General features: G+C 37.0%; 21 protein-coding genes. 7 read left to right on the forward strand and 14 right to left on the reverse strand.

From position 1 onward, the window contains the following. Positions 1-71: 71 nt before the first annotated feature. Both FJR11_RS09635 and FJR11_RS09640 read right to left on the reverse strand, forming a co-directional pair. Entirely contained in the window at positions 72-1,445 is a 1,374-nt protein-coding gene (locus FJR11_RS09635; RefSeq protein ID WP_168503477.1) for a DUF2330 domain-containing protein, read from the reverse strand. 9 nt (positions 1,446-1,454) lie between these two features. Beyond that, on the reverse strand, positions 1,455-2,294 hold the full coding sequence (locus FJR11_RS09640; RefSeq protein WP_168504163.1) for an RnfABCDGE type electron transport complex subunit D: 840 nt from the start codon (positions 2,292-2,294) through the stop codon (positions 1,455-1,457). Between the two features lie 105 nt (positions 2,295-2,399). Here FJR11_RS09640 and FJR11_RS09645 point away from each other — a divergent pair, with 105 nt between their 5' ends. Next, the gene (locus tag FJR11_RS09645) at positions 2,400-3,080 is read left to right on the forward strand and encodes a polysaccharide deacetylase family protein (RefSeq protein WP_168503478.1); all 681 of its coding nucleotides are present in this window, start codon (positions 2,400-2,402) and stop codon (positions 3,078-3,080) included. 272 nt (positions 3,081-3,352) lie between these two features. On the opposite strand, the gene FJR11_RS09650 is transcribed toward FJR11_RS09645, so the two are convergent. Together FJR11_RS09650 and FJR11_RS09655 are read right to left on the reverse strand one after the other, a co-directional pair. Next, entirely contained in the window at positions 3,353-4,606 is a 1,254-nt protein-coding gene (locus FJR11_RS09650) for a murein transglycosylase A (protein ID WP_168503479.1), read from the reverse strand. Beyond that, positions 4,599-5,912, reverse strand: coding sequence for a proton extrusion protein PcxA (locus FJR11_RS09655; RefSeq protein ID WP_168503480.1), 1,314 nt, complete (start codon positions 5,910-5,912; stop codon positions 4,599-4,601). The genes FJR11_RS09650 and FJR11_RS09655 overlap by 8 nt, the downstream gene beginning before the upstream one ends. Positions 5,913-5,970: 58 nt before the next feature. On the opposite strand from FJR11_RS09655, the gene FJR11_RS09660 reads away from it, so the two are divergent. Beyond that, the gene (locus FJR11_RS09660; protein ID WP_168503481.1) at positions 5,971-8,139 is read left to right on the forward strand and encodes a recombinase family protein; all 2,169 of its coding nucleotides are present in this window, start codon (positions 5,971-5,973) and stop codon (positions 8,137-8,139) included. A 222-nt stretch (positions 8,140-8,361) separates the two neighbouring features. Here the strand turns inward: FJR11_RS09660 and FJR11_RS09665 are convergent, their stop codons facing one another. Further along, positions 8,362-8,757: a hypothetical protein gene (locus tag FJR11_RS09665; protein ID WP_168503482.1), complete on the reverse strand. Its 396-nt coding sequence runs from the start codon at positions 8,755-8,757 to the stop codon at positions 8,362-8,364. Positions 8,758-8,924: 167 nt separating this feature from the next. Here FJR11_RS09665 and FJR11_RS09670 point away from each other — a divergent pair, with 167 nt between their 5' ends. After that, entirely contained in the window at positions 8,925-9,140 is a 216-nt protein-coding gene (locus FJR11_RS09670; RefSeq protein ID WP_254444730.1) for a type II toxin-antitoxin system HicA family toxin, read from the forward strand. Between the two features lie 38 nt (positions 9,141-9,178). Here FJR11_RS09670 and FJR11_RS09675 read toward each other — a convergent pair whose 3' ends face one another. From FJR11_RS09675 to FJR11_RS09700, 6 genes are all read right to left on the reverse strand, one after another. Continuing rightward, entirely contained in the window at positions 9,179-10,699 is a 1,521-nt protein-coding gene (locus FJR11_RS09675) for a mCpol domain-containing protein (protein ID WP_254444731.1), read from the reverse strand. A gap of 104 nt (positions 10,700-10,803) precedes the next feature. Continuing rightward, positions 10,804-13,158 (reverse strand): arylsulfatase, encoded by a 2,355-nt coding sequence (locus tag FJR11_RS09680; RefSeq protein WP_168503483.1) that lies wholly within the window; start codon positions 13,156-13,158, stop codon positions 10,804-10,806. A 75-nt stretch (positions 13,159-13,233) separates the two neighbouring features. Then, positions 13,234-13,671, reverse strand: coding sequence for a YidH family protein (locus FJR11_RS09685; protein WP_168503484.1), 438 nt, complete (start codon positions 13,669-13,671; stop codon positions 13,234-13,236). Positions 13,672-13,713: 42 nt separating this feature from the next. Beyond that, positions 13,714-14,055 carry a DUF1622 domain-containing protein gene (locus FJR11_RS09690; protein WP_168503485.1) on the reverse strand — a complete coding sequence of 114 codons (342 nt, stop codon included), beginning with the start codon at positions 14,053-14,055 and terminating at the stop codon, positions 13,714-13,716. A gap of 64 nt (positions 14,056-14,119) precedes the next feature. Next, positions 14,120-14,971, reverse strand: coding sequence for a bile acid:sodium symporter family protein (locus FJR11_RS09695; protein WP_168503486.1), 852 nt, complete (start codon positions 14,969-14,971; stop codon positions 14,120-14,122). Positions 14,972-15,212: 241 nt separating this feature from the next. Beyond that, on the reverse strand, positions 15,213-17,105 hold the full coding sequence (locus FJR11_RS09700; protein WP_168503487.1) for a GTPase family protein: 1,893 nt from the start codon (positions 17,103-17,105) through the stop codon (positions 15,213-15,215). 223 nt (positions 17,106-17,328) lie between these two features. On the opposite strand from FJR11_RS09700, the gene FJR11_RS09705 reads away from it, so the two are divergent. Next, positions 17,329-18,645, forward strand: coding sequence for an ATP/GTP-binding protein (locus tag FJR11_RS09705; protein ID WP_168503488.1), 1,317 nt, complete (start codon positions 17,329-17,331; stop codon positions 18,643-18,645). Further along, complete coding sequence (locus FJR11_RS09710) at positions 18,630-19,256, forward strand: RloB family protein (RefSeq protein ID WP_168503489.1); 627 nt, start codon at positions 18,630-18,632, stop codon at positions 19,254-19,256. Before FJR11_RS09705 ends, FJR11_RS09710 begins: the two co-directional genes overlap by 16 nt. Before the next feature lie 178 nt (positions 19,257-19,434). Here the strand turns inward: FJR11_RS09710 and FJR11_RS09715 are convergent, their stop codons facing one another. The 3 genes from FJR11_RS09715 to FJR11_RS09725 form a co-directional block, all read right to left on the reverse strand. Beyond that, entirely contained in the window at positions 19,435-20,763 is a 1,329-nt protein-coding gene (locus FJR11_RS09715; protein ID WP_168503490.1) for an ATP-binding protein, read from the reverse strand. Positions 20,764-20,825: 62 nt separating this feature from the next. Next, positions 20,826-22,136: a tellurite resistance TerB C-terminal domain-containing protein gene (locus FJR11_RS09720; protein ID WP_168503491.1), complete on the reverse strand. Its 1,311-nt coding sequence runs from the start codon at positions 22,134-22,136 to the stop codon at positions 20,826-20,828. Positions 22,137-22,308: 172 nt separating this feature from the next. Continuing rightward, positions 22,309-23,634, reverse strand: a complete 1,326-nt coding sequence (locus FJR11_RS09725; protein ID WP_168503492.1) for an ATP-binding protein — start codon at positions 23,632-23,634, stop codon at positions 22,309-22,311. Between the two features lie 620 nt (positions 23,635-24,254). On the opposite strand from FJR11_RS09725, the gene FJR11_RS09730 reads away from it, so the two are divergent. Together FJR11_RS09730 and FJR11_RS09735 are read left to right on the forward strand one after the other, a co-directional pair. After that, the gene (locus FJR11_RS09730) at positions 24,255-25,493 is read left to right on the forward strand and encodes an aminoglycoside phosphotransferase family protein (protein ID WP_168503493.1); all 1,239 of its coding nucleotides are present in this window, start codon (positions 24,255-24,257) and stop codon (positions 25,491-25,493) included. A gap of 61 nt (positions 25,494-25,554) precedes the next feature. Further along, positions 25,555-26,637 carry a T3SS effector HopA1 family protein gene (locus FJR11_RS09735; protein WP_168503494.1) on the forward strand — a complete coding sequence of 361 codons (1,083 nt, stop codon included), beginning with the start codon at positions 25,555-25,557 and terminating at the stop codon, positions 26,635-26,637. The last annotated feature ends 274 nt before the right edge of the window (positions 26,638-26,911 follow it).

The following is a 26,911-nucleotide window of genomic DNA, read 5'->3' on the forward strand; positions in this document are numbered from 1 at the left end:
AAAAAGAAAAAAACAGAAAAGAACCCCGACTTCTTCAAGAAGTCGGGGTTCTGAAGTCGGGGATTTAAATATTAAATACCTAACCAAGCTAAGAAATTATCCCACCAAGAAGTAGAAATCTTTCCTACAGATATTTTCATTTTTTGGCGAATATTTTGAATATTCCAGTTGGTAAGTCTCGCTAGGGTTTCGGCTTCTTTTTCAAATCGTTGGTTTAAAGAACTTTTATATTTTCTGCCTTCACTACATTGAAGATTCCCTGTAAATGGGTGTTGTAAAATATAACGTCCTTGAAAAGAGTCCCGTTGGGAAGTTGCTTGAAACATCAAATCTTCGGGAAATTTATTTCTGGTATAACGAACGTGCAAGCGAGTAATGAAAACACTACTGCTAGGGAAACGAGAACGAAAACTGGGAGATACTGGTCTATCACTACTATTATTATCTAACCAAAATACACCCGCTTGCTTTAGTTCTTCATTATTGAGTGGTTCAGCAGAACAAGGATCACAACTACTCATATCCCAAGCATATTCTAAAAAGCCAACTTTTTTATCTTCTTTCGTGTAGGAACTTTGGAACATGGATTTATAAAAATCACCAAATTCATTTTTCACAAACACAGGAATATTCACATCGGAAGGAACTTTAACAGTGCGGTAATTAGTAATTTCTGCCTGTCCTTGAGGTGAGAGAATATAAACAATTAAATCTTGTTCTTTAGTAGCATTAATCATTCCCAAACGAATCGGTAACATAAACTTTAGTGATTCGTAGGAAATTTGTAAAGGACGCAGTAATTGATAACCTGATTCGGCAAATTTATCTAAGTTGACTTTAGCAACAAAGAATTTCATCGAAGAACGAATATAGGGTTTGAGTAATTCCTTTGCCCCTTTAGGAATTTTATAACCATTGCGATTCAGCCAAATTTCTAATCCACCAGATTCCTTAGCACTCAAGATGACAATATCATATTCTCCAACATTAAATTTGGCTTCAACAGTCACACCTAAACTGCTATCTTTCTTCATGCTATTTTCTGCACCTCTCATTCTTGCTGCTGCTTGTGGTGCTGGCATATCCGCCATTTTTTCCATTGTGGCGCAGGGGTCAGAATCGAAATATTCAACTAATCTGGGGGCACTAAAAGCATCTAATCGTTCAATAATTTTCGGTTGGGCTACATGAACTTGTTCTTTTTTTAATACGCTAGGAACAGGAATCACAACCGCAAAATCTTTAACGTCACCTTGAAAATCGTTAGCCATTGTTAAGACAGTGCGATTTCCATCTCTGGCAAGTATGACTTGTGAAGCTTGATTATAGAGTTTTGTATCGGCTTTAGCTACATAAAAACCACAAAAAGCCCAAGCTGTAGGGGCAAAACACAGCAATGCTAAAAGTGCAGATATTAAAGGCATAAATAGGCGAAAAAGTTGCATTTTGATACCTTAATTGATGATAGTTAATTGATGATTTTCTGCTAGTAACTCTGTTTTATTCCCCCAAGAAAATCTAGGTGTAACCCAGAATTTATCTAATAGAATAGTTAAAGGTGCAAGGGTAAATAAAGCCCAAAAAACAGCAGTTGGTAAAAAGAAGAAATTCCGCAAAATAAATGTTAATAAAGCAATAGATACTGCCCAAATTATTCGGCTAATGGGAGCGTTGGGAATTGAACGCGGATCTGTCACCATAAACAGAGAAAATAACAGTAAAGAACCGCTCATTAAATGATGAAAATAAACATCCCAAGTCCAACCTAACCACATATTTCTGATAGCTGCTAAAAGGGAATAAGCACCTAGAAAAGCGGCAGTAGTATCCCAACGGCCAACGCGCTGTAAAATCATGCCTCCAGTCCCCAAAAATAACAACGCATACCACCATTCTTCCCCCCATTGTCCTGGGGAAACCCAAGCATCATTAGTGAGGGTAAGAACGGCAATAATGCCAAAATTAGCAGGATTAAAGAAATGCTTTTCCCCAAATTGAAAGACAAATTTACTAGCTATGGCTGCAAATCCAGCTAAAGCCATTGTTGGCCAATGATCAACCCGTAATAGTAAACTAAGTCCTAAAGAGGTAATAAGAGGACTACGGATATTAATTGGTTGAAAGCTGTCCTGGGATTTAGTGAGCAATGAGAAGATGATTTGAGTTATAATGCAGGAGGCGATCGCCACAGCAATAAATTCTGGATGTAATGTCCAGTCTCGCGTGAAAATTCCCAAAATCAGAAATAAACTCAAAAAGAGAATTTGATAATCTCGAATATCTTTGCACAATATCATCTTCAGTCCAGGAATTACCCGCAGATTTTTTACCAATCTAAACCAGTGTGATCATAAATTAGGTTGTTGTTACAGTTTTTGTTACAAATTTATTTTTTAACAATGGAATTTGCTCCCCTATTTCCCCTTGTTTATCGGCTTCTCCAACCCACTTTTCCCCATTGTCTATGGAGTGGGAACTCAAACAGCAAAACTATCGCCCTCACCTTTGATGATGGACCTCATCCCCAATATACACCCCAGGTATTATCGGTTTTAAACCGTTACAATATTACCGCTAGTTTTTTCTGGTTAGGAAATTGCGTGAATCGGTTTCCAGACATTGCGAAAACAGTCAGCGAACAAGGACACTGGATCGGATTACATGGTTATGAACATGATTCTTTTCCCCTGCTTTCCGCAACTCAGTTAAAACAGAGTTTAGAAAAAACCCAAATTGCTATTTACAATGCTTGTAATTTACCACCCGAACAAGTGCGAGATGTGCGTCCTCCCAATGGTTTTTTCACACCTCAAACATTGCAATTATTTCAACAGTGGAATTATCGTCCAGTCATGTGGAGTGTAGTTCCTGAAGATTGGGTTCATCCTGGTGTCAATGTGGTGGTAAATCGAGTCATGAAACAAGTTAAAAATGGTTCATTAATCGTCTTACATGATGGTTATTTTGGAGGAAAAGATGTAGCAGAAACAATTAATATTTTGATTCCCCAATTATTACAAAAAGGGTATGAATTTGTAACTGTTGATAGTTTATGGCAAAAGTTAAAATATAGTAAGTAGGTAGGCGTTAAAAAATATAAGATAGACCTAACCCCCCAGCCCCCTTCCCTACCAGGTAAGGGGGAGTCAAAGCCTCTCCCCTTGTAGGGGAGAGGTTTGGAGAGAGGTCTTATATTTAATTATGCCAAGCTACTTAATCCCAAATAAAATAAGATATTTACATCTCTCTTCCCTCCACCTCTGCGCTCTCTGCGCCTCTGCGGTTCGTTAAAGAGAAAGAATTAAATTTACAGCACGATTGCACCAACACAAATTAAATGTGATAATTAATCCTACGGTTTTAGTAACAGATAAAATAATTGTCCATTACTGACTGTCACCCCAGCCCGTTCCCCCGCAGATTCACCAGTTCCTAAAAAGTAATCTACCCTCCCTGCGCCCTTAATTGCACCACCTGTATCTTGATCTAAAACGTAACGACTTACCAGCCGATTTTCGATTTTATTACTCTTATTAATATAGGGAAAAGGAGCGCGAATTAATGCTAAAGCCCCCGGAGGCATAAGAGATTTATCTGTAGCAATAGAACGTTCTGGAGTAACTGGTACACCAATAGAACCTTGGGCTGGTTTTCCGTAGGTTTCCTGAAAAAATACGAAACTCTTATCACGAGGAATATAAATATTTAAATCCTGGGGATATTTGCGAAAATAGTCGAGGATAATGGGCATATTTAACCCTTCTAAAGGAAATTTACCATCATCAACTAATGATCTGCCTAAACTTCGATAATTATAAGCTGTATTCCCTGCATAACCGATAGTTGTCTGAGTTCCATCTGTTAATTTGAGTTTGGCTGAACCTTGAATTTGAATCATATAAGGTTCAAGACGATCTTTAAACCAAAATAACTCCAATCCTTTTAATTTTCCTTTGCCACTTTGTAAGCCATCTGCACCTTCTAATTCTAATCTTGTAGGATGAGGTTTAGCCCAAGATGCTAAATCAGGAGGATAGCGATAAGCCGGATAGCGAAACTCTTTTGTCGGTTTGCGACTGGCTAAATATAAAGGTTCATAATAAGCGGTAAATAAAACTGTTCCTTTATTATCTCTACCCACAGATTGATAAAAAATAAACTCTTTTTCTATGGCTGCTTGTAGTTGTTGAGGCGATTCTATAGCAATTAACAATTCTCGAAATCTTTGCAAACTTCGATAAACTCTTTCTCTGGTAATTTCTGATTTTTTATAAGCCGTAATTGCCCTTGGCGTTTGCAAATATTGGAGACTGTAATCTATAGATTGTAATAATGCTTTTTTATCGGCAATTTCATCATTTTTATCATCATAAATAGCCTGATCTAAACAAGATATATCTTCTTGACAACAGGTAACTGGGACTCTCGGAATAAGTACAGGTAACTTCTTTTTAGTTGGATTTACTAACGCTGGTAAATTCCATTTTGCTAACCGACATTGTGGGGGACTGAGTTCTTGATTGGGGAGTGGTTGTATCCCCACAATCAAACTGGCCATAAATACAGGTAAGCTAATAGTAATGTTAGTAAAATATTGGCTATTCATTCATGTTATGGTAGGTAGCAACGGCAGAAGGTGAAATCCGATTTAAATAGCGGAAAATCCAATATTTAAAGATCGTATCTAAAATTACGGGAAATGTGGCAATAAACAAGAAAATAAAATCACGATTTGCCGGTAATCCCCAATGTCGTGATATCCCTTCTAAGAGAACTTCCCAACCGTGAGGAGAGTGAAAGCCGACAAAAACATCGGTAAATAAAATGATAATAAATGCTTTAGCACTATCACTTAAACCATAAACTATATTATCAAAGAAATCTTTGAGAACAGCGATATCAGATTTACTAACAAGTAATAAGATAGTGAAAGTAATTACTGAGAAAATATCAGCAAATACATTTTTAATGGCATTAGCACTTTCTTTCCGAAATTCCTCTTTTACTTCCTCAGCTTTCTCCTTCATTTTAGTTTCTAATTCTTCTGCCGCAAGGGCAGGTGCATTACTAATTAATGCTTCAAATTTAATTCTTTCTTCAAATCTTTGTAATGTTGATAATCCTTCTTCTTCCATTTCCTCATTTAAGAAAACTCCTACTGTTTTCTCATTTCGGAAATGTTCTACCAATGGTCCGACAACTAAAACCTTTGAGACTTGATGAGTCAGAAGAGGAACAATAATGAGTAGAAGTATAAACCGAATTGAGATAATACTTCTTTGTTGGGCTTGACGAAAATTCTTAACTACATTTTGTTCAGACTCTGGATCTAATTCTACTTGTAGTCGAGTTATTGTACTTAAAATTGAACGGGGTAAAATACCTGTAGTATTAGTTTTTCCTTTTGAGATGTTTTTGGGGGATTTATTTGATGTTTTAGGGATAAATTGTTGAGAATTAACTAAATCTGTGGAAGGTTCAACAGGTTGAGAATTGGCATTTTTATAATTTGCATCTATATCATTATTAGTGTATTTGAAAGTAACTTGATCAATGAATTCTAGTTTCTCTAAAATTGATGCTGGGCTAGAATATTCTATCCCCACTTTTAGCGCGGCTTTTTGTTTAGATTCATTAGCAAACCACCGACTGGCTTTGAATTCCGTCAGCCGCATTTGTACAGTTTTTAATAACTTTTGCAAATCTCCTTGAAAATAATCCATGACGCTGGTGCTGTGCATGGTAAATTCGGAGTCTATTTTGTTACCATTGAAGTGTTTATCTTCAATTTCCTTAATTTGTATAGCCGCTTGATAAGCTGTATCTAAAGAACGTTCTGGTGTCAGTAGATACCATCTGTAAGCAGCCAGTAAAAAAGGGTATATTTTTTGGCTAAACACGGTATTTTTCATCGAGACGATTATTTGGCATTATCTACTAAATTATTAAACTTAAGTTAACGCAAAAACCATGCTTTCTGATTCTCTTTGGATTTTTGGTACTAGTCGGAGTGGTAAAACTACTCGCTTAGTCAACCAGTTTAGTGCTTGGTTACAAATTGATAGTCAATTACCTGATTTATTTTATAATAAAAATATTAACAATTCCCAAACTCAACCTATAGATCCAAATGTAAATTTACACCAAAAAGAACTAGGTATTTTATTGTTATCTGCTAATGATGATAACCGCAGAGAATTAGCTGATAGAGTTACTACTTTAACATCAGGAAAATATCCTATTCGCGTCAAAACAGCTTTGGGTTTTTTCCAAGATGAGGTAATTTTATTTTGGCCGTTACTAATTGATTCATTGTCAATTAAAGCTCAATTTCCAGTCAGATTACGCCCAGAAACGGAACAAGAATTGGCGACAAAACTCTGGAGTTGTCAGTTAGATTCCGAGGTTTTGCGGCGTGTAGGGATGAATGAGAATCGTTTGGTAAGACGTATCCTGGATTTATGGCAATTAGCAGCTTATAGCGGTGTACCTTGTGAAGACATTCCCCAAATATTACACAGTGGTTTAGAAGATAATGCTATCAATTTAGAACCGGAATTTTTGGGTTCTTTACTACTAAATTGGCGAAATTGGTGTTTAGAACGGGGGTTATTGAGTTATGGCTTAATTACCGAACTTTATCACCACAAATTATTAACTAATAGTAGCTATCAGGAACATCTAAAACAACGCTATCAAGTCATCATAGCAGACGATGTAGATGATTATCCGGCGATCGCTGCTAACTTATTTGAATTTTTATTAGATGCTGGGGCTGTGGGTGCGTTTAGCTACAATTCTCATGGGAAGGTACGCTGGGGTTTAGGTGCAGATCCTCAGTATTTAGCCAGATTATCTGGGCGTTGTCAAGTAGAAAATTTAACCTCACCACCTGGGAATAGTTTGGGATCTGCTCTGACTGAGCAAATGGTAGAATTGGTAACACAGCCGATGACGATGTTGAGTTTACCTAGTTGTGTACAGCCTATTCAAACCACTTCCCGCGCCCAGCTATTACGCCAAACAGCCGAGATGATTATTGATGGGGTTAAATCCGGGGAAATAGCGGCGGATGAGGTAGCGATTATTGCACCGGGTTTAGATGCGATCGCTCGTTATACTATAGTAGAAATACTAACTAAACAAAATATTGAAGTAGCATCTCTCAACGAACAACGCCCTTTAATCAGTTCCTCGGTAGTCAGAGCATTACTTACCCTCATGGCTCTAGTTTATCCCGGTTTGGGACGGTTAGTAGATAGGGATGCGGTGGCAGAAATGTTAGTGGTTTTGAGTCAATATCAAACCCAAGATGGAGAGGAAAAAGAATTCCATCATTCTAAAATAGATCCAGTGCGGGCTGGATTAATCGCCGATGCTTGTTTTGTTCCCCACCCCCACACACCCAATTTATTACCCGTGAAAACCTTTGAACGTTGGGATAGAATTGGCTATATTGCCACTCAGGCTTATGAAGAAATATTACAATGGATTGGAGAACAGAGAGAGGAATATCACCAGCGGCTTCTCCTCACCCCCATTTTTCTCCTCTACAAAGCCATTCAACGCTTTGTGTGTAATGATAGAAACCCTTCATATCAAGAATTAGCAGTATTAAGAGAATTACTAGAAACCGCCCAACATTATTGGGAAATAGACACCCGCTTAAAACAAACCGATTCTCTATTACTTTCACTGCATACACCAGAAACACTCAGCATTACCATTATTGAATTTATTCAACTGCTGCGACGGGGGACAATTACTGCAAATCCCTATCCTATCCGTCCTATCGGTAGCAGTAGAAAAGCTGTAACTTTAGCAACTATCTTCCAATACCGTGCAAGTCGTAAACATCACCGTTGGCATTTTTGGTTAGATATTGGTTCACCCCTGTGGGCAAAAGGTGGTGCGGCGACTTTGTTTGGTGCTAATTTATTTTTACGGGATAGGTTAGGACAACCTTGGACAGCAGCAGATGAACAATTAGCCGAAGAAGAAAGATTACAAAGAATTGTCGCAGATTTGTTGGCGCGGGTGTCTGATAAATTGTATTTATGTCATAGTGATTTAGCTGTAAATGGGCAGGAACAAATTGGACCTTTGTTACCTTTAGTTCATTCTTGCGAAGTAGTGTAAATAGTTGGAAATTCCCATATAGCAGTATGCACTTGAATGAGATACAACATTTACAGGAAAATTCATATAGAAAGAGACTTCTTTCTTCCTTCTGACTCCTGACTCCTGACTCCTGACTCCTGACTCCTGACTCCTGCTATAACTATAAATAAAACCTCTATGGAATTATAGAGGCTTTTTATTTAAAATCTATTTACCGACTCTTGGCTTTTCATTGCTTTTTTAGCAATCCCCATTTCCACCATTCCCATTTCCATTAGAAGAGTTAAGATCAGTAGGAATTATCTTAGTTCCTGATTGATTCAAACTGAATGAACCGGAAGGATCTGCGTTAAATATTGCTGGCTTAATTCCGGAATTTCCTGCTGAAGAATTATACAAAAGAAACTCTCCCGGATAAGTACCGCTCTCTCCCGGTTGTAAAGTTTGTTGTTGCAGGGGTAATTTATCCCCAAAATTATAAAAAATCCTCGGTGATCCTGTATTATTTTTAAGTGTAAATCCTCCAGCAATATTAGAAGCTTGTTCAGAACTTAATTCGGACAACAAATTCCCATCAAAACCAATGAAAGAAGCGTCTTTTTCTGTCTGGGAAGTCATAAAATCTGCTTGCGACATAATCTTATATCTCCAAAATAAAATAATTGGAATTAACCTGCTATAAAAAGCTTATGCTTTAATTCAAGTAATTTAATTAATCCTAAGTTAGATATCTTAAATTAACCCTAAGCTAGATGACTGACATTAAGATAATGAGAAATATTCAGTTTACTGACCTATAACAATTGCTTTTCAAGATAGGTTTTACAAAAGTACCAACAACAGGTTCTCAACAAGTCTATCAATATCCATTATCAGGAACTTTGGTCATTTTACCAGCTTACGAACAACAGGCTTATGTTCAGTCTGTGCATTTGGTAGCTGTACGTCGAATATTGGTAGAAAATGGTTTAATCAATACCAATACTTTTGACAGTTTTATGGGAAAAATTGCCAGCTAAAGTATCATCTTACCAGCTAAAGTATCATCTTATTTAACTTAACAAAGCTCAATGCCAACAATGGCGTTTTTACCAGGCTGAGTTTTCGCAAGTTTCAATGCTAAATATACTTCTTGAAATGATCGCCCATATCCAATTGAACAAGTTAACCCAGGTGTTGACTGTGAATATATAGCTTGCATTTCTAAAAGCTTTTCTTCTGGAAGGTTTCCCTTAAATAAAAGATCGTCACCTGCTTCAAATACAATTGCATTCTTACCAAGCTCATCAGTGACAACCTTAGCAATCTTTGAAATTGCATTAGTTATATCTTTGCTTAACTTACGAAAACTAGCTTCATCGCTACAAGCAAGAAATAACTCTTCTAATATCTTTCCTGTATCATCTCCATCTAACCCATAATATAAAGTCTCTTCTAGTGCTATGTCAGTATATGATAATTTTTTAATCTGCTTAGGTTCTCTAGAAAGCTCGCCACTTGATAATAAAGGATACACAATATCTGTATAAAATTCAATAAAAGGAAAAGCCATTTTGACAGAAAGCTCTGCCTTGAATTTCTCCACATCAGTTAAAAGTTTACCTTTGTGCGTGGAACTATTTCTCAAGTACAATATGAAATCATTGAACTTGCTAAAGAACTCTACATCAAAGTCAGATGGAGCATCTTTTTCGATTTTTGCTTGAATGATTTTGAGTTTTTGCCCAAAAGTTTTGCGATCTACTCTATCAGGGCTATCAGCCAAAATAAATTTACTTACAAGAAGGCGAATCAAGTCCTCTACACTAGCTGAAATTGACGAAGCTGCAATCCGATAGATAGCATTGTCTTTACTTTTATCACCTTGCAACTTCAACTGAATAGAATGACCTAAGTTATCCTTAAAAAACTCTTGATCCGAAGAATCTGAATCTATAGCTACATATTTATTAGTGTGATTTTCTATGATCTTTCTGTAACGTACCATTTCTGATAAATTTAGATAGGCTATGCTATCGAGCCTAGTGCTATCAGGTACTATAGTATAGCAGGATAATAAAATATCAATTGGAATAAATCTCCTTTCGTTAGTTAGTTCAAATAATTTTGAAACATCGATTATATATTGATTTTTTATATCAAGGATATAAGACACTATTGAGAGAAGATTTTTCTGTAATGAAGTTCCATTAGTGAGATCAACAATAAGATTTGAATCATCTGGAATACCTTTGAAAATAAACTCAACATAATCAACGAACTTTTTAATTGAAGTTTCTTTTGCTGTAATCTCGATAATTTTATCGACAAATAATTCTCGATCTACTCCATTTATTTCTATATGATTTACCCAATCTTCATTACTCTTTAGTTTGGAATAGGAATCCTTTGAATGCACAACAAATATGTTTGTTAGAGCCTGCTCAAACATTTCCTCAGCCTTAGCATTAGCTACAATGATGGAGTTTGCAAATGTAAACTGATTAATGTTGCCGAGAACGAGCAAGGTTGTCATATGTCTGTAAGTGCTTATAAAGTGACCAGTTTCCTCTATGGTACAGTAATCTGTAGTCTCCATCAATATAATTAGTATTAATTCTCACAAAAAAATACAATTAACCAGTATTAAGGACGAAATCTGGGTTACTGATGTCCCCAAATTCCGTTCCAGTGATTTAATCCTTACTGTCGCGCCATAATAGTCCGCATTTCAGTTTCCCGATCTTGAATCAAATCGCCACTAACATCAACCATCACACTATAAATCTTCCCCGTAAACTTAAAAGGCGGCTCATAATCCGGTGTAACAGGCGCACCAGGGGCAATTCCGCAGGTGACACCACTGGTTAGACCTAGTGCTAAAGGAGTAGTTACAGGCACATCAATCTGCCCGACCAATTTCTCATCAATATACAATTGGCCGCGTCCTGGCGTTCCTTTCCCCTTCGCTAAATCTGGTTGACCCGTGACTTTAAACTCAAAGCGCAACTGGTGACGACCAGCCGGCACAGATGACCCAGATTCCACATGATACAAGAATCGCCCCACATAATTATGAACCCAGTGCAGTTTGCCATTTTGCACATAGAAAGAATAGCCACTATCATTACCCCCATGAGCCAGTAATATCCCTTCCGCGCCACCTGGGGGAATCTCCACATCAGCCGTAATACTGTGGGGACGATTTAACACCCTCACCGCACTACCGGCGGGAATCGCTTGAGTATCAGGATAGTAAACATAGCGGCTACGATTGACAGCAATTTGCGGGCGTTCTTCCGCGAATCGTTGCACACCACGTCCATCCACAGGCAACACATTATACTTGCCAGCCTCAATATACCAAGTGGCAATCATCTCAATTAACTTAGGACGATTATCAGCCGCAATATTGTGATTTTCCGCAAAATCCGAGGCGACGTGATACAGTTCCCAATGATGAGTATCCAAATCTGTTAGAGTTTCCGCCGAAATCGCCTCACCAAAAAATTGCCCCGCTTCAGTAAATGAGGGACCCGGCCAAGGACAAACCGCCCGCCAACCATCATAGTAAAGAGAACGATGTCCCATCATCTCAAAATACTGGGTAAGATGCTTAGTAGGGGCGGTACTATGATTAAAAGTATGGGCAAAACTGACACCTTCAATAGGAGATTGAGTCACACCCTTAATCGTTGTCGGTGGTTCAATTTCCAGTAATTCCAGCACCGTCGGTACAAGGTCAATAGCATGAGCGTACTGAGTCCGAATTTCCCCTTTTGCCTCAATACCTTGACTCCAATGCACAATTAAAGGGTCGCTAATTCCCCCTCGATAGGTTTCCCGTTTCCACCGCCGGAAAGGCGTATTTCCTGCCCAAGTCCAGCCCCAAGCATAATGGTTAAAGGTTTCGGCACTACCTAGTTTATCTAATGCTTTGAGATTTTCCTCTAGGGATTCTGGCACATTGTTAAAAAACAGGTTTTCATTTACTGAACCCGTCGGTCCCCCTTCCGAACTTGCGCCATTATCCGAAATCACCATAATTACAGTATTCTCGAACTCACCGATAGATTTGAGGAAATCGAGTAAACGACCGATATGGTAGTCAGTATGGGTTAAAAAACCAGCATATACTTCCATCATCCGAGCATAAAGCCGTTTTTCGGCGGCTGGGAGAGTATCCCAGTGCGGGACATCGGGATCATGGCGAGAAAGTTCGGCATCTGCGGGAACAATCCCCATTTCCTGCTGACGGGCAAAAACCTTTTCCCTATAAGCTTCCCAACCATCATCAAATTGTCCAGCATAGGCATCAGCCCATTCTTTGGGGACATGATGGGGGGCGTGCATTGCTCCCGGACAGAAATACATGAAAAAGGGCTTATTTGGGGCAATTTGCTTGGCATCAGCGATAAAGCTAATGGCTTTGTCTGCTAAATCTTCCGTTAAATGATAGCCTTCTGCGGGGGTCTTTTCTGGCTTAACGGTGTGGTTATCATAAACCAAATCTGGATAATATTGGTGGGTTTCTCCGCCTAAAAATCCATAAAAACGCTCAAAACCACGACCGAGAGGCCAGCGATCATAGGGTCCTGCGGCTGAAAGTTGGTCTGAGGGGGTTAAATGCCATTTTCCTAACGCATAGGTGTTATAACCCTTCTGGAGTAATATTTCTGAGAGAAACCCATTTTCAAAGGGAATATTCCCATTACCTCCGGGATAACCCGTAGACCCTTCTGTAATGCAGGACATGGCGTTAGAATGGTGATTGCGCCCAGTTAGCAGACAAGAACGGGTGGGAGAACACAGTGCCGTTGTGTGTAGATTATTGTACCGCAATCCATTGGCGGCTAATGTGTCTAGGTTGGGTGTTTTGATGGGACTTCCGTAACTGCCAAATTGTCCAAATCCTGTATCATCAAAAACGATAAATAGGATGTTTGGTGTATTTTCTTTTGCCCGCAATGGTTCTGGCCAAGCTGGACTGGATTTATCAACTGTGCGGCCGATTACTCCTGGGAAGGTAGTTCCGGGTTTGTATTCATGCAGAGACATAAATCTGACCTCTTGAGAATATTTAATTTTTAACAAAAAGCCCGAAATTCTATATCCTCTTTAGGAGGGGGTAATTTATAAATTCATTGCCCGAATTACCACACCAATAAAACTAACTAAACCAATTACCAGTAAAGCCACTCCGATAATTTCCGCACTGTGAGAGGTTTCATAGGTATAACGGTTATTTTGAATTTGTTTAAGTAACTTACGGTGTTCTCTCAACCCTAAAACCATTCCCAACATTCCCGTAACAATAAAAGATAGTCCCACAATCACCGAAAATCTGACTGGGTTGAGGTGATTACTCAGACGAGTATTTTCAATCGCTCTGACAATGGTGGGAATACCAAAGCCAAAACCAATTAAGGAAAGACAGGTGCGTATCCATGCCATTAATGTGCGGTCTGCTGCCGCTCGACTACGGTATTTAGCTAGTTCTGTCCGATCTGCGGCTAAGTCATTGGTAGAAAGTTGTTCAGGTATTTCTGATTTGATAAGTGGCTGATTCATTCTGGTAAGATGTGCCTGTAAATTACCTCTGAATAATTACTTTTATTGTTTTTGATCGAGTTCCTGAGTCAGAAAATAATTGAGGAAAGTTCGGATTAGGGCAACAATTCCTAGTTTTCCTAGAGACTCAAAGGTTGAAGATAAGGTGGTAGAGAGAATATCTGATCCTAACTGAAATTCTAATGCCAGCACTAGCCAAATTCCGAAATTGAGCCGGATTTGTAGAAATCGGTTTTGACTATGATGATGGTTTAGAGAAATCGCTATTTTTCCGGTTTTTAATACACCCAATAAGATACAAAATACAGCAATGGATTCTAGTAAGAATTTGAGCAAAGTAATAACAAATGCTAACCCGCTCTCTAGCTGTTCAAGTAATACCATAATTTAGCTTTTTTTTCACGCAGAGACGCAGAGGCACAGAGAGGAGTTAAAAAATTGCATTTAGTTAGGTTGTTGCTCTAAGTTTGCGTTTATTCCAATTTGAGTAAAAACTTCCTAGAATTGCTCCTACAATTACATAAGCTATGATTGTGGGAATTACCTGTTGCTGTACGTTATTCAAGATAGCAATAAACAAGGCTAATCCGACATTACGAGCAATACAGGAAATTGCTAAAATTGGTTGTGTATCATCATTATGATCTCCTAAACTGTGTCCTATTACTAAGGAAGCAATTACCATGATGGTAATTACAACTATCGGTAATCCCCAAACTTTAAAAAATAGGGGAATCCCTAAAATACCGGACAAAACAACCAGCAGCAACAAAAGAATATCAGCAATAAAATTTAAAGGTTGGGCGATATTTTCGGCAAATTGAGGCACAAACTTTTGCAGCAAAAGACCGATACTTATAGGCAATAACTGTACCATGATCACTTGTCGGGCGACTTCTAAAATTGTCACTTTTTCTGCAAGATGCTGAAATAGGCTAAAAAAAATCCCCAAGGTGACGGGAGTAATGCAGACTGCAAGTATGGCGAGAGTTAATTGAAGACTGGCTGCATAACAGAATCTGCCTCCAGCCTTTTGCGCTCTTTTTGTGGTCAGAGGCGCACCTGGAGAAGCCGCCAACAAGGCTAATCCTGTGATTACTTCGGGGGGTAAGTTAAACAGTTTTAGCAGGACAATAAGCACTAGAGGAACTAGCACTACAACCGCTAAAAGCGCACGGAATAGTAAAGCAGGTTTTCGCCATAGAGAAAGCATTTCCTCAAAGCAGAGATTGCTTCCTATAGCTAACATTAAAGAAAAAATCGTGATTTTAACGAAAATCAGCAATAAAGGATGGTGCATAGCTGGAAATTAACCCTCTTTCCTCTGTGTCCTCTGTGCCTCTGTGGTTAGATAAATTACTTCTTGAACCGCAGAGGAAAAAAAGAGATTTTTCGGGTCACTTGTTAACTACTATTGAACAAATAATATCTCTTAACCCAACTTTGTATTACTATCCTTGGTAATAGATATATCTGAAATATTTATTGTGATAATTTCTACTCACGCGGATAAAAGAATCACATAAAAAATCCCTAATTTTTCATTGCTGAAGATAATAATTAAATCTGGTTCGCATTTGTTCAATTGTTAAATCTTGCGTCCAATATTCTATTAAAGCATGACCAAATGCCCAAGCATTACGATCTGGTGTAGATGGATTTTCTAACAACAACGGCCATAGGGATAATAAATCAAAATTACGGGATTTGGAATTGTCTGTATTTAATAGAGGAAAAAGTTCATAAGCCATTTGTAATTTGCCAATTACTATCGGTAATTGTTCTATGGGAATTTGTTCTGCGAGTAAATAAGCAAGAGTAGGAGAACCTGTTGATAATGTAGAAATAAATTGCAAAACGGGACTTTTTAGTAATGCAGCAATTCCTTGAGTAGTTGTCATCTGAAATGTGTAATGCTCAATAATATTAGCTGCTGCTGTGGTGCGAGTTTCTAAATTCCGTAAAAAGCGAGTTAGCCGTAATTGTTTAGCCGGATCTATTGCTGCTAATAATCCTGAAGACAAGGCTTCTATATTCCAAGCATGGCGATTAGTTTTCGGATCATTTGTAACGACAGGTAAAACTAAATTAGCAAAATTTCCTAATAGTTGTTGACGGTATTTTGTTGCTTCTCGAATAGAAATCTCTTTGGGTTTTTCTCCCCCTTCCCAATTATAAGGAGGTTGCCATTCACGAATAGGACGCAAACGATCTACTTGGGTGACAATGGTAATAATCGGTAAATCTGCAACTTCTGATTTTACATCTTGAATAAAATCTACATCCATTTGTAAAGCTGGATCAAGTGCAGGAGTAACTAATAATAGTAAATCAGCATTACTAGCATAATCAATCACTAAATCTCGCAAATCTTCCCGTTTTACCTGTTCATAACCGGGAGTATCCCAAAGGTTGAGAGTTTCCCCATTTTCCGTTTCCCAATGATAATTTTGAATTTTATCTGTACTTGGTAAAACATCAACAGCAGCCAATTCATTTTGAAAAAGAGTATTAATTAAACTACTTTTACCTGCACCTGTGCGCCCAATAATGAGAATATTTACGGGTTTTTGGGCAACGATTTCTGGGGGTTCAGCTTGGGTAAGAATGTCCCGCAGGGTTTGGGTTTTAACTTGGGGTAGGGTGGGGATAGGTAATTCAATTTTAGTTCCTGCATAGAGAGCGATCGCTTGTTTGCATAAATTCCGCAAAGCTGCTTCTCGTAATAGTTGACTCAAATTTATTAATAATTCTTGAGAAGCCCGATTTCCCACACCTTCACTAGCTTTTTTAGCCACCGCAGCGACCGGATTTAATACCCATTGCGCCCAATTCCAAACTTTCCATAATTTACGGGCAGATGGTTCTAATTTCCGATAAACTTCATAGGTTTGATAAGCCTGTCCAACAGTAACTTGATTAAGAACAGGAGATAATTTTTGCATCCATTGATCCATGTCATCTACTGTACCGCGAATTAAACCGTAAACTTGAGGAATGTAAATATTTAAAAGCGGATATTTAACTTCAGGATTATAGATATGAGAAATTGCTACTACTAAATCTTGACACCTTTTCCAAAAAGTTTGCCAATCTTCCCAAATAGGTAAATCATTTGCGGCTGCGGTGAGAATATTTTGTAATGCTATTTCTACTGCTTTAGTCGTATCTGTTTCGATGACTAAATTATTTTCTGTGGAAGTTTCTAATTCTTCTCTAACTTCTGCAAATACAGCTTCAATTCGGTTGATTTCTGGTTTTGTCCACCGTACCAATAACCACCGCCAACCGACAAATACAAATGTAAATAAAGCCCAAATCCAACTTAATCCCCAAGCATGAATTTGTGTTCCTGCGGAGACGAGAAGGAAAGAAACAATTATTGCAATTGGTGAAATTAAGATTATCCATTGCCAGGGTTTTAAACGGATCATTGTTTTATACCTATTTTTGTTGTCGTGTGGATATTTCTATTGTCAATCTAATACTAATATGATCGGTTGTGGTGTGTAACAGAATGTAATCATCTCTTGGTCATAGTCCGCATTCGGTGTAAGTTAATATAACGAGTTGTGGTTAAAGTAGAAATTTTATTGGCTTTTACGATAAGATTTACGTGAATAAATCACAAAAAACTGCCTTGAGTACCTTAAAATTATGCTTGTAGACTTCACTGTTGAAAACTACCGTTCCATTAAAGAACCTGTAACCCTCAGTGCTGTTGCTCAAAAACAAAGCACTCGCAAGACAAGCGCAACCAGTAAACGCAAAGGGATAAAATTAGATCATGAAATTGCACCTGGGTATCATGTTGAAGGTTGGGATATGGAGATTTTACCTGTTTTAGCAATTTTTGGAGCTAACGCATCAGGTAAAAGTAATATTATTCAAGCTTTGGATTATTTATTGTTAATGATGCAGCGTGGTATAAAGGAAACACAAACAATTGGAGTAAATAAAGCTTTTAAATATGCCAAACTAGATTCTTTTAAATTAGATAATATCTCTGCTAAAAAACCTACAAAATTTGAATTAAGAATTTTATTTAATAATAATATTTATACCTATTTATTAGAAATTAATCAACATCGTGTACTTTTAGAAAACTTGGATTATACGTTAAATACAACTAAGCGAACTCGTCGTTTATTTCATCGTCAATGGGATGACAATACAAATAAATTTATCTGGAAAACTGGTGATGATTTTGCTGGTCCACATAATCAACTCCAGCAAAGTATTAAAGAGGATGAACTATTTATTCATATATTATTTAAACTAGAGGTTAATATAATTAAACCTCTATTTGATTGGTTAAGGGGTCGCTGGCCAGGAATTAATTTAGGTAGTGAGGAGTTTGAACTGAGGGTAATAAAAAATATTCATAGTAAGGATTCATTCTTCCAAGAAACAATACAAACAGCACTGAAAATTGTACAAGAATTTGATACTGGGCTTTCCAAAATTGAAATTAAACAAAAATCAGATGATTTACTTAACTACAACATATATGCTGTACATAATACCATTGAAGGTAATGAAATTCATTGGCTTTTAGATGAGGAATCTTTGGGAACACAACGCCTATTTAGCTTGGCATTTCGGATAGTAACAACTTTGACAACTGATAGCTTGACAATTGTGGATGAATTTCCAAATCTTCATCCAAATATTGTCAGAAAAATTGTTAAAATGTTTCAAAATCCCAAAACCAACCCAAAAAATGCTCAACTTATTTTCACAAGCCATGATAATACATTACAAAGAAATAACTTATTACGACGTGATCAAATATGGTTTACACAAAAACGCCCTGACCATAGTACAGAATTATATCCTTTAACTGATTTCCATGTCCGCAATGATTTAGCAATTGATAAAGCTTATTTAGATGGACGCTTTGGTGCAGTTCCATTTTTACCATCTGATGAAGAAATGATATTACAGGGTGATGAGGAATGTCAAGAAAGTTAGAACGTAGTCAACCTAGCAGGAAAATTACTCAAAAAATATTAATTGCTTGTGAAGGAAGTAAAACAGAACCAATTTATTTCAATAGTATTCGCAATGAATTACGTTCACCAACTTTAGAAATTATTGTATTGCGTAATCAAGGAAAAACTGACCCAGGTAATATTATTGAAATACTCATCGAAAAACGACAGCAAATGAAAGATGAGAAAAGATGGACTACAAATGATGCTGCTTGGGCTGTTTTTGATGGAGATGAACATATTGAAAAAAGTCGTACAAGTTGGGAAAATGCAATTAATCGAGCTAACAGTCAAAAGATTAATTTAGCAATTACCAATCCCTGTTTTGAACTTTGGTATTTAATTCATTTTCAAGACCATTTATCACAAATTAGCCGAGATAAGTTAGTTAAATTATTAAATAAGCATATACCTGACTATGATAAATCAATGTGTTTATATCCAAAACCTTTAAAAACAGAAATGGAAAAAGCTATTCAAAATGCTGAGAAAATAGCCAAGCAGATAGAACGTAATGAATTATATGAATATTCAAATCCTTGTTGTAGTGGTTTATCGAAACTAATTAGTAGCTTATTAGATTTAAAATAAACTTAACAAATTCATAATATAACTTATTTCATTCTAACAGCACTCTGAGCGATAATAAATAACATCTCCTTTTTCTCAATCTCTGTGTCCTCTGCGCCTCTGCGGTTCGTTAAAAAAAATTTTGTAGCTTAACTAAACCATATTATTTTATTTCCAATTCACCAATACTAATAAATAATTACAAACTAAATTCCGCCGCATTATCATCATCTAAACTGCTATCTTTACCCACAACCGTAGGATGAAAATTAGCACCATGAATTAACTCAGCAAACTTAATTTCTGGATTTTGATAAATCACATTCAACACACTGATAAAATCGCGGATAATTTCCCCTGGAGTCAGCAAAGCTTCAGCACCTAAACGACTGACAATTTCTTGAATAAACTCCTGTAATTGGGAGTTTTTTAAAGTGCTTTGATAACCAAGATTCAAAGCATGAATTTCTGTCAACCGCTGTAAAAGAGTGAGTATTTCTGTTGCGGTTAAGGGATTCAGCCGAATCACCGGACCCATATATTCTTGGACATTAGCTTGAGTAGCAAAACGGCTTTCTTTAGTGCGTCTACGCCAAGCTTGGTCTGCAAAAAGTCCGCGATTTGGATCTTCTAAAAACTTGGTAGTTCCTCCAATAAAAATACCCAAATTTTCAGCTTTACATTGCATAGTATCATTGAACATTGCCAAAAGGCGATTATAATTTTTTTCACGGGTAACTGTGGGAGATATTTGGTACAAATTAATAGCCTCGTCCATGAAAATTAATAAGCCTTTATAGCCAATTTCCGCAACAAATTTAGCGATTAATTTAATGTAATCATACCAACTATCATCATCAATAATAACCCGCACTCCTAAAGCGGCTTTAGCTTCAGTTTTGGTATTAAATTCACCTCTTAACCAGCGCAAAGAGGCATTTTTTAAATCATCATCATCTAAGCGATAACCACGCCAATAAGCAATAATTACATTACCAAAATCAAAGCCATGAACTAAATCTTCAATATATTGAATTACTTCTCTAATTTTGGTTTCTACTTTGTCATCAAAGCCTTCATCATTAGGACGCATTCCCGTTTCTTTAGCCACTTCTTGCTGAATTTTATTAATCCAGCCTTCTAAAATGGAAATTAAAGCCCCACCGTCAGGACGAGTTTTTGTAGCCAGATGACTCATTAATTCTCGATAGGTTGCTAACCCTTCGTTATTGCTTCCTGCTAATCGGTGTTGAGAGGATAAATCAGCATCAGCTACTATAAATCCTTGCTCCATTGCTCGGTTTCGCATCATTTGTAACATGAAGCTTTTTCCTGAGCCATAGTTACCAATTATAAACCGAAATGCGGCGATACCTTCTGCGATATCATTGAGATTTTGTAAGAGGCTATTAAGTTCTTTTTCTCGACCAACTGCTATATGTTCAATTCCTATTCTGGGGACTACTCCTGCACTAAGAGAGTTAATTAAAGCAGTGGATATTTTTTTCGATAGTTTCAGCTTGGTCATGTAGTTAATTGTATTTAATTATTAATAATTGATGCTGTTATATTTTACCATATTTATAGCTTCTAATTACTAATTTCTGCATATTTATTAATCATTGTTTTCACATTTAGTAAATGTTCTTCAACAATTTCAGGAACTTCGGTATTAGTTTCAATGATTAACTCACCAATGGTATTACTAGCAATTTCATTGATAGCATCAATTAAGAGATTGGGCATGGTAATATTGGCTTCAGCAATTTGTTTAATGGTAGCTTTGGGGTTATCTTGCTCAAGTATGGCTTTTAAAACTTGGATTTCATAAGCTGGAAGATGTTCTAATAAATTATGCCATTCTGTGGGTAAATTGTCTGGGTGATGATCCTTTGTATCTAATGGTTCTAATAATTCATCAAAGGGAAATAAATCTAGATGACTTTCTTCATTATCGGGTAATGTTTCGGAATTAATGGTTTCCACTTGTTGGAGTAATTCCCAAACCTGATTTTGCAATAAATCCCGTTCATCTTGTAAGAGGGAAATTTGATTTTGTAATTGATTGATTTCGGATTGTTGTCCTAAGGTTTTAGTCTGTAAAGATTTGAGGGTATTTTCTAGATTATTTCTAGTTATATTTGTCTGTAGTAGTAAATCATTTTGTTTGGCAATTTTCAATTCTTGATTTTGAACTTCTATTCGCAGTTCATAAAGCTTTTCTTCTAGTTGTGGCTTCAGTCTTTCTAACAAAATTACATCATTTTCTAGTTCTTTTTTCTGCTGTTTAAATGTATCAATGTGAGGTTGTATTTGGTGGATTTCGGCACGAGACGCGTTACAATTCAGTTCTAGTCGCCGCTTTTCTGTAATCAGATTATTGCAGATATTATTCAGTTCTATATTACTATTTTCTAGATGTTGAAATTCATTTTTGAGATTATAAACTTCGGATTCAATTTGCTTTTTTTGAGCAGCAAATTTACCGATATCTCGATGTAGTCCATCTCTTTGACTACGACAATCTCCAATTTGGTTTTCTAGTTGCTGAGTTTCTGTATACAATAAATTTCTATATTCTTCTAATTGCTGTATTTCTCGGACAATACGAGATTTTAATCCTTCTATGTCCCGAATGCGTCGCTGGAGAGAACCAATCATCCTCAATTCATCACTTCTACGCCGTTTATCTACAAGAAATGCGGCTGAATATGTAGCCAAAATTGTTATTATTCCGGTAAGAAATGCTTTAGAAAAATCCCAGTTGGGAACTAGGCTTAAACCGAAACTGATACTAAAAGCGGCTATTCCTAGCACTACCTGATGACTCACTATTGTTGGTTGCGTTTTCCGGGGTTTTATCGTCGTCAAACTGTTAGAGTTATTAGTAATTAAGGTCATTATTCCTCACTTTTTTATTGGTAAATATACAGTTATAATTATGGTTGGATTACATGATATAGCGGGAGTCAGAAGTCAGGAGTCAGAAGAAAGAAGTCAGAAGAAAGAAGAAGGAGTAAAATTGCTCTATAGCTTTTACCGTTAATTTTGGATCTTATTCCAGTGCATAGAGCTATAATTGATTTTTATTTTCACCAAATACGGCTAAATCTGCTTTTAGGAAGTCAATAAACTGCCTTGCGGTTCTACCAGAACGTCCGTTATGACGGGTTGCCCATTGTAAAGCTTTGAATTCTAAATCTTCAGGAGAAATATTGATGTTTGCTGCTAGGTGTTGGACTATTTGTAAATAGGTTTTTTGATCTGCTGCTTCAAAGGTTAGAGTCAGACCAAAGCGATCGCTAAAAGACAACTTTTCTTGCATTGTATCCCAGCCATGAACTTCATGGTTATCCCTGGGGGCTGGTCTATCAGTAAAAAATTCCCGGATTAAATGGCGACGGTTAGAAGTAGCATATACAACCACGTTTTCGGGTCTTGCCGTTAAATTTCCTTCCAAAACTACTTTCATCGCTTTAAAAGTATCATCATCTTCTTCAAAGGAAAGATCATCTACAAAGATAATAAATTTCTGGGGAACTCCTCGCAACTGTTCCACAATTTTCGGTAAATCTGGCAATTCTGATTTGGACACTTCTATTAAGCGCAGGTTTCTATGACTATACTCATTTAACAGAGCTTTAACTAAAGAAGATTTACCCGAACCACGACTACCATAAAGTAATACGTGCAGCGCGGTTTCTCCTGACAATAAAAACTCTGTATTTTTCACTAAAGCATCTTTTTGCCACTCGTAACCTACCAATGTAGACAGTTTCACCGAATCAGCATAAGCAATGCCAACTAAGCGCCCACCTTGCCAACGAAAAGCCCGATATTGGGCAAATAAACCAGTTCCATGTTGACGATAATAAGCAGCTAAATCTTCCACAGCATCACCCCAATTTTCTAACTGGGGAAAAGATGTTTCTATCCCGACTGCTTCCGGTTCTCGATACCAAACAACTGGGGAAATGGGTAAATGAGTCGCCATTTGTACCCACTCGCTCAAAACTGCACTATTGCATTCATATAAACTTTGTAATACTTGTAAATCATGTTGGACAGCCACGACTAAAGCTGAGGGTAATTTGCTAAATTCCTGCTGTTGTGCCAATTTGCTAAAAGGATTATCCGCAGTGAGAATTTGCTTAATTAGGTATTCTTCCCAGGTTTGATGACTGCTGGCTAAAGCTTGGAAATAACTACCATAAGCTTGTAGGCAATCCCGCCCATCTGCATCAGTATAACGGATGGTTTGTAATAAATTAACAAAGGTCGTGCCTACGTCGCTTTGGAGGACAGATTGGTACAGTAAAAGGGAAGCAGCTTGGCGTTGCAGAAATTGAACTGTTGTATAAGATGTCGTATTTGCCGTAAGCATTGGTAGATGATCCATCAATCAACTGGGTAAATTATCTCTCACCATGAATTTAAGTATAATGGTGACTTTTCACTATGGCATTTTTATCTTGGCTAGTTTCTGCCTCCAAGTTAAATTACATTAGTATATTAATACTACCAAAAAAATGTTAACCTTAAATAAGAGTGAGTTACAACACCCGTAAGTAGTCATCCAAAACTTGTGCTTACAGCAAGATAAGTGTAGCCATTTATATATTAAAGTGGAAAAGTCTTGAGGATAGTAGTAAACTAATACTGATAGCATTCAGGATGGATTACTTACACATCCTAAGAAATATAAATTACCAATAACTTTAAGTAACCGTTGTTTTTGCTTGATATCCACTACCAATTATTTTGAGAATAGTAATGTTGTGATTCAATGTACAAACCTCTACTATAGATATTGTAAAGATTTTATAGTTTCTTCCCTAGACTTGAAAGTAAAAAAATAGCTAATATTGCCATTTTGGCAGGTCTTTCTGACACAAATGGGATATTAGTAGATAGTAGTAATAGTTCGTAAATTTTTTACCATTAACTAAGAACTGCTACAGCCACCTCAATCTTGATTGCGGTAATTCTTTAGCCATTTAAATAACTAGGAAATAATTCATGTTATCATCACTGTCTTCTCAAAATGTTATCCAGTATCTGCACAAGGCAGGGCTGTGTAGCCCGGAAGATGGCGCTGCATATAAATCTGTATTGCCAGAAAATAGCAAGAATAATCGAAATTTACTGGTAATGCTGGCAGATAATCGCCAACTGCTGATTAAACAAGAGCATAATATTAATAATCATCAAAGTTCTCATGAACTCTTTAATGAGTGGCTATTTCACCAGTTATTACAGCAATTCCCACTCATTGGTAATATTGGCGCGATTGCATCATCATTGCTACACTTTGATGAGGAAAATTCTATCCTTGTACGTAGCTACTTAAGCGAATATGCGGAACTAGGAAAATTTTATCAAGACAACAGTATTTTCCCCACAGCGATCGCCAGTGCCATTGGTACTACGTTAGCAGGATTACACCGAGCCACGTTCAATAAACGTGAGTATCGTGATTTTATGTCCACTGCTCCCGCAGGACAGTTTCGCTACAATTTTTACAATCCCGCCCAGGGCATACCATCAATAACTCCAGAAACATTTGGTATAATTCCCACTGAGGCACTCCAGTTTCATATTCTTTATCAGCGTTACGAAAGTTTAGAATCGGCTATTGCTGATTTAGCTTATGAGTGGAAACCATCTTGTTTAACTCACAACGATTTACATTTAAGCAATATTTTGGTTCATACTCGATGGGAACAGCTAGATAATTGCTTGATAAGATTGATTGACTGGGAAGCTTGTGGTTGGGGAGATCCCGCTTTTGATTTAGGAACTCTCTTAGCAAGTTATTTAAGAATTTGGCTTTCTAGTCTCATAGTAGATCCGACACTAGAGTTAGAAGAATCTTTAAATTTAGCCATGATTCCTCTAGATGTACTGCAACCTTCTGTTTTGGCTTTAATCCAAGCTTATCTTGATGCTTTTCCGATGATTTTAGAATATCATCAGGACTTCATTACCCGTGTAGTTAAGTTTGCAGGTTTAGCATTAATTCAACAAATTCAAAATAGAATTGAATGGGAAAAGTCCTTTGATAATAGTAACTTGTGTATGCTGGAAGTTGCTAAAACTCTTTTGACTATACCAGAACAATCAGTGTTAACTATTTTTGGCATCTCCGCATCAGAAATTTTACAATCTGTCCCCACACTGCAAAAACCTCCTCAGATCCAGAAGGAACAACAATTAGTCCCTCTTTATTACCAAAAAACTCGCTTGCGCGGTTGTTAGTAATATTATTCCTTATGTGTACACATATACTTTTCTAAAATTTGAGGTGCAAAACAAGTCAATGTTTGATGATTCTACCAATCAAATCGTAAATTCATTATTCGATATTGCCAGTAATATTCAGATTGAACCTAATTTTTGTATTTACCATCCCCATTATCAACCTTTTGCTTTACCCGCTAACATAGCAAGTAGGTTTCAACAAAACTCACCTTCTTTAAAACAGAAGTATTTGAACATACTGCTGAGAAATTTTCTCTATGGTATTTATTATAATGGTTCACTGCAAACAGTCTTAGCTGCAAATAATAATAATTGCCAATCTCAGGTAAATTTATTAGAAAATAGTAGTTTAGGTGTAGATGAAAATTTCTATGAACAACTACATCATAGCAATCATGGTACAGGACATTATGAACCTAATTGGCAGATTTTGCGAATTGAACCTGATGGCAGTATGGCTGTGAGTAAGGACGGATTAACCTTATATATTGAGCCAGAATGTCATTTACAACCCCGGAAAAAGTTACCTAAAGTGGGGGAATTAATAGCAATATGGATGCCTAAAAATCGCTTACAAAATGGCTGTTATGTGGCAGTTAGTAATGTAGGCATAGAAAACCAAGATCCAGAAAATGCTGATTTAGGAGTAGGGCGAATTTATTTTAATTTGACATCAGCCGGGGCAATTGTCCTTATGGATAGCTTAACTCAAGCATTAAATAATGCGGCTATTGCCTTTAGTTTTCAGGTTCTTTATAATCCCGCAGCTTATGGGCGTTATGATGCCGGGGTACTGCATTTTGAACGCCAAGATTACCCGACAATTCGGACTATTCTTCAAGATATTTATCAAGAACATCAAGCTTATTTTCAGCCAGAAATTCCCTTATTTACTAAATTTTTAGCACCGGGGTTAGGGTTAGCAGAAGAACCAAATCACAAATTTGCTCCTCAAGAAAGTTTTGGTATGAACCGTTGTCAAATTGTAGCCAATGCGTTGTTAGAATCTTGGCAAAAGGGTAAGAATGCCCTGGAGGAACGGATAGAAGTTATTAATCAACACTTTGCCCAGCATTTAATTGATATGCAGCATCCTTATCTGAATCCGGCTTCTGAGGATATTTATCAGCCTTTAGTATGATGTCTGGCAAAATGTTCATAATCAATATTATGGTTTGTAGTCAGGGCTTTAGCCCTGATTTTGAGGACTAAAGTCCTCACTACGAACATTAATCCGAATATTTTCTATTTAGGTTAATTAAGCGGATATTATATCATTCGTTAATAATTTATAGACAGAGAATTATTGCCAGCCAAAAGAACAAAGCAGAAACGACAAAACCCTTGGAGTGCAAGGGTTTTCCGAAAAAAAGGATTAATAAAAATTGTCAATGTACGTTCGCAAATTAAATGTC

Source organism: Anabaena sp. UHCC 0187 (assembly GCF_009712035.1).
GTDB lineage: Bacteria > Cyanobacteriota > Cyanobacteriia > Cyanobacteriales > Nostocaceae > Dolichospermum.

What these genes read in the sequence shown, in the direction of transcription:
- FJR11_RS09655 (WP_168503480.1), bottom strand. Translation starts at nt 5,912, where the DNA reads ATGAAAAATACCGTGTTTAGCCAAAAAATATACCCTTTTTTACTGGCT.
- FJR11_RS09665 (WP_168503482.1), bottom strand. Translation starts at nt 8,757, where the DNA reads ATGTCGCAAGCAGATTTTATGACTTCCCAGACAGAAAAAGACGCTTCT.
- FJR11_RS09700 (WP_168503487.1), bottom strand. Translation starts at nt 17,105, where the DNA reads ATGATCCGTTTAAAACCCTGGCAATGGATAATCTTAATTTCACCAATT.
- FJR11_RS09725 (WP_168503492.1), bottom strand. Translation starts at nt 23,634, where the DNA reads ATGGATCATCTACCAATGCTTACGGCAAATACGACATCTTATACAACA.
- FJR11_RS09705 (WP_168503488.1), top strand. Translation starts at nt 17,329, where the DNA reads ATGCTTGTAGACTTCACTGTTGAAAACTACCGTTCCATTAAAGAACCT.
- FJR11_RS09735 (WP_168503494.1), top strand. Translation starts at nt 25,555, where the DNA reads ATGTTTGATGATTCTACCAATCAAATCGTAAATTCATTATTCGATATT.
- FJR11_RS09720 (WP_168503491.1), bottom strand. Translation starts at nt 22,136, where the DNA reads ATGACCTTAATTACTAATAACTCTAACAGTTTGACGACGATAAAACCC.
- FJR11_RS09675 (WP_254444731.1), bottom strand. Translation starts at nt 10,699, where the DNA reads ATGGAGACTACAGATTACTGTACCATAGAGGAAACTGGTCACTTTATA.
- FJR11_RS09680 (WP_168503483.1), bottom strand. Translation starts at nt 13,158, where the DNA reads ATGTCTCTGCATGAATACAAACCCGGAACTACCTTCCCAGGAGTAATC.
- FJR11_RS09645 (WP_168503478.1), top strand. Translation starts at nt 2,400, where the DNA reads ATGGAATTTGCTCCCCTATTTCCCCTTGTTTATCGGCTTCTCCAACCC.
- FJR11_RS09695 (WP_168503486.1), bottom strand. Translation starts at nt 14,971, where the DNA reads ATGCACCATCCTTTATTGCTGATTTTCGTTAAAATCACGATTTTTTCT.
- FJR11_RS09650 (WP_168503479.1), bottom strand. Translation starts at nt 4,606, where the DNA reads ATGAATAGCCAATATTTTACTAACATTACTATTAGCTTACCTGTATTT.
- FJR11_RS09660 (WP_168503481.1), top strand. Translation starts at nt 5,971, where the DNA reads ATGCTTTCTGATTCTCTTTGGATTTTTGGTACTAGTCGGAGTGGTAAA.
- FJR11_RS09690 (WP_168503485.1), bottom strand. Translation starts at nt 14,055, where the DNA reads ATGGTATTACTTGAACAGCTAGAGAGCGGGTTAGCATTTGTTATTACT.
- FJR11_RS09635 (WP_168503477.1), bottom strand. Translation starts at nt 1,445, where the DNA reads ATGCAACTTTTTCGCCTATTTATGCCTTTAATATCTGCACTTTTAGCA.
- FJR11_RS09685 (WP_168503484.1), bottom strand. Translation starts at nt 13,671, where the DNA reads ATGAATCAGCCACTTATCAAATCAGAAATACCTGAACAACTTTCTACC.
- FJR11_RS09730 (WP_168503493.1), top strand. Translation starts at nt 24,255, where the DNA reads ATGTTATCATCACTGTCTTCTCAAAATGTTATCCAGTATCTGCACAAG.
- FJR11_RS09715 (WP_168503490.1), bottom strand. Translation starts at nt 20,763, where the DNA reads ATGACCAAGCTGAAACTATCGAAAAAAATATCCACTGCTTTAATTAAC.
- FJR11_RS09710 (WP_168503489.1), top strand. Translation starts at nt 18,630, where the DNA reads ATGTCAAGAAAGTTAGAACGTAGTCAACCTAGCAGGAAAATTACTCAA.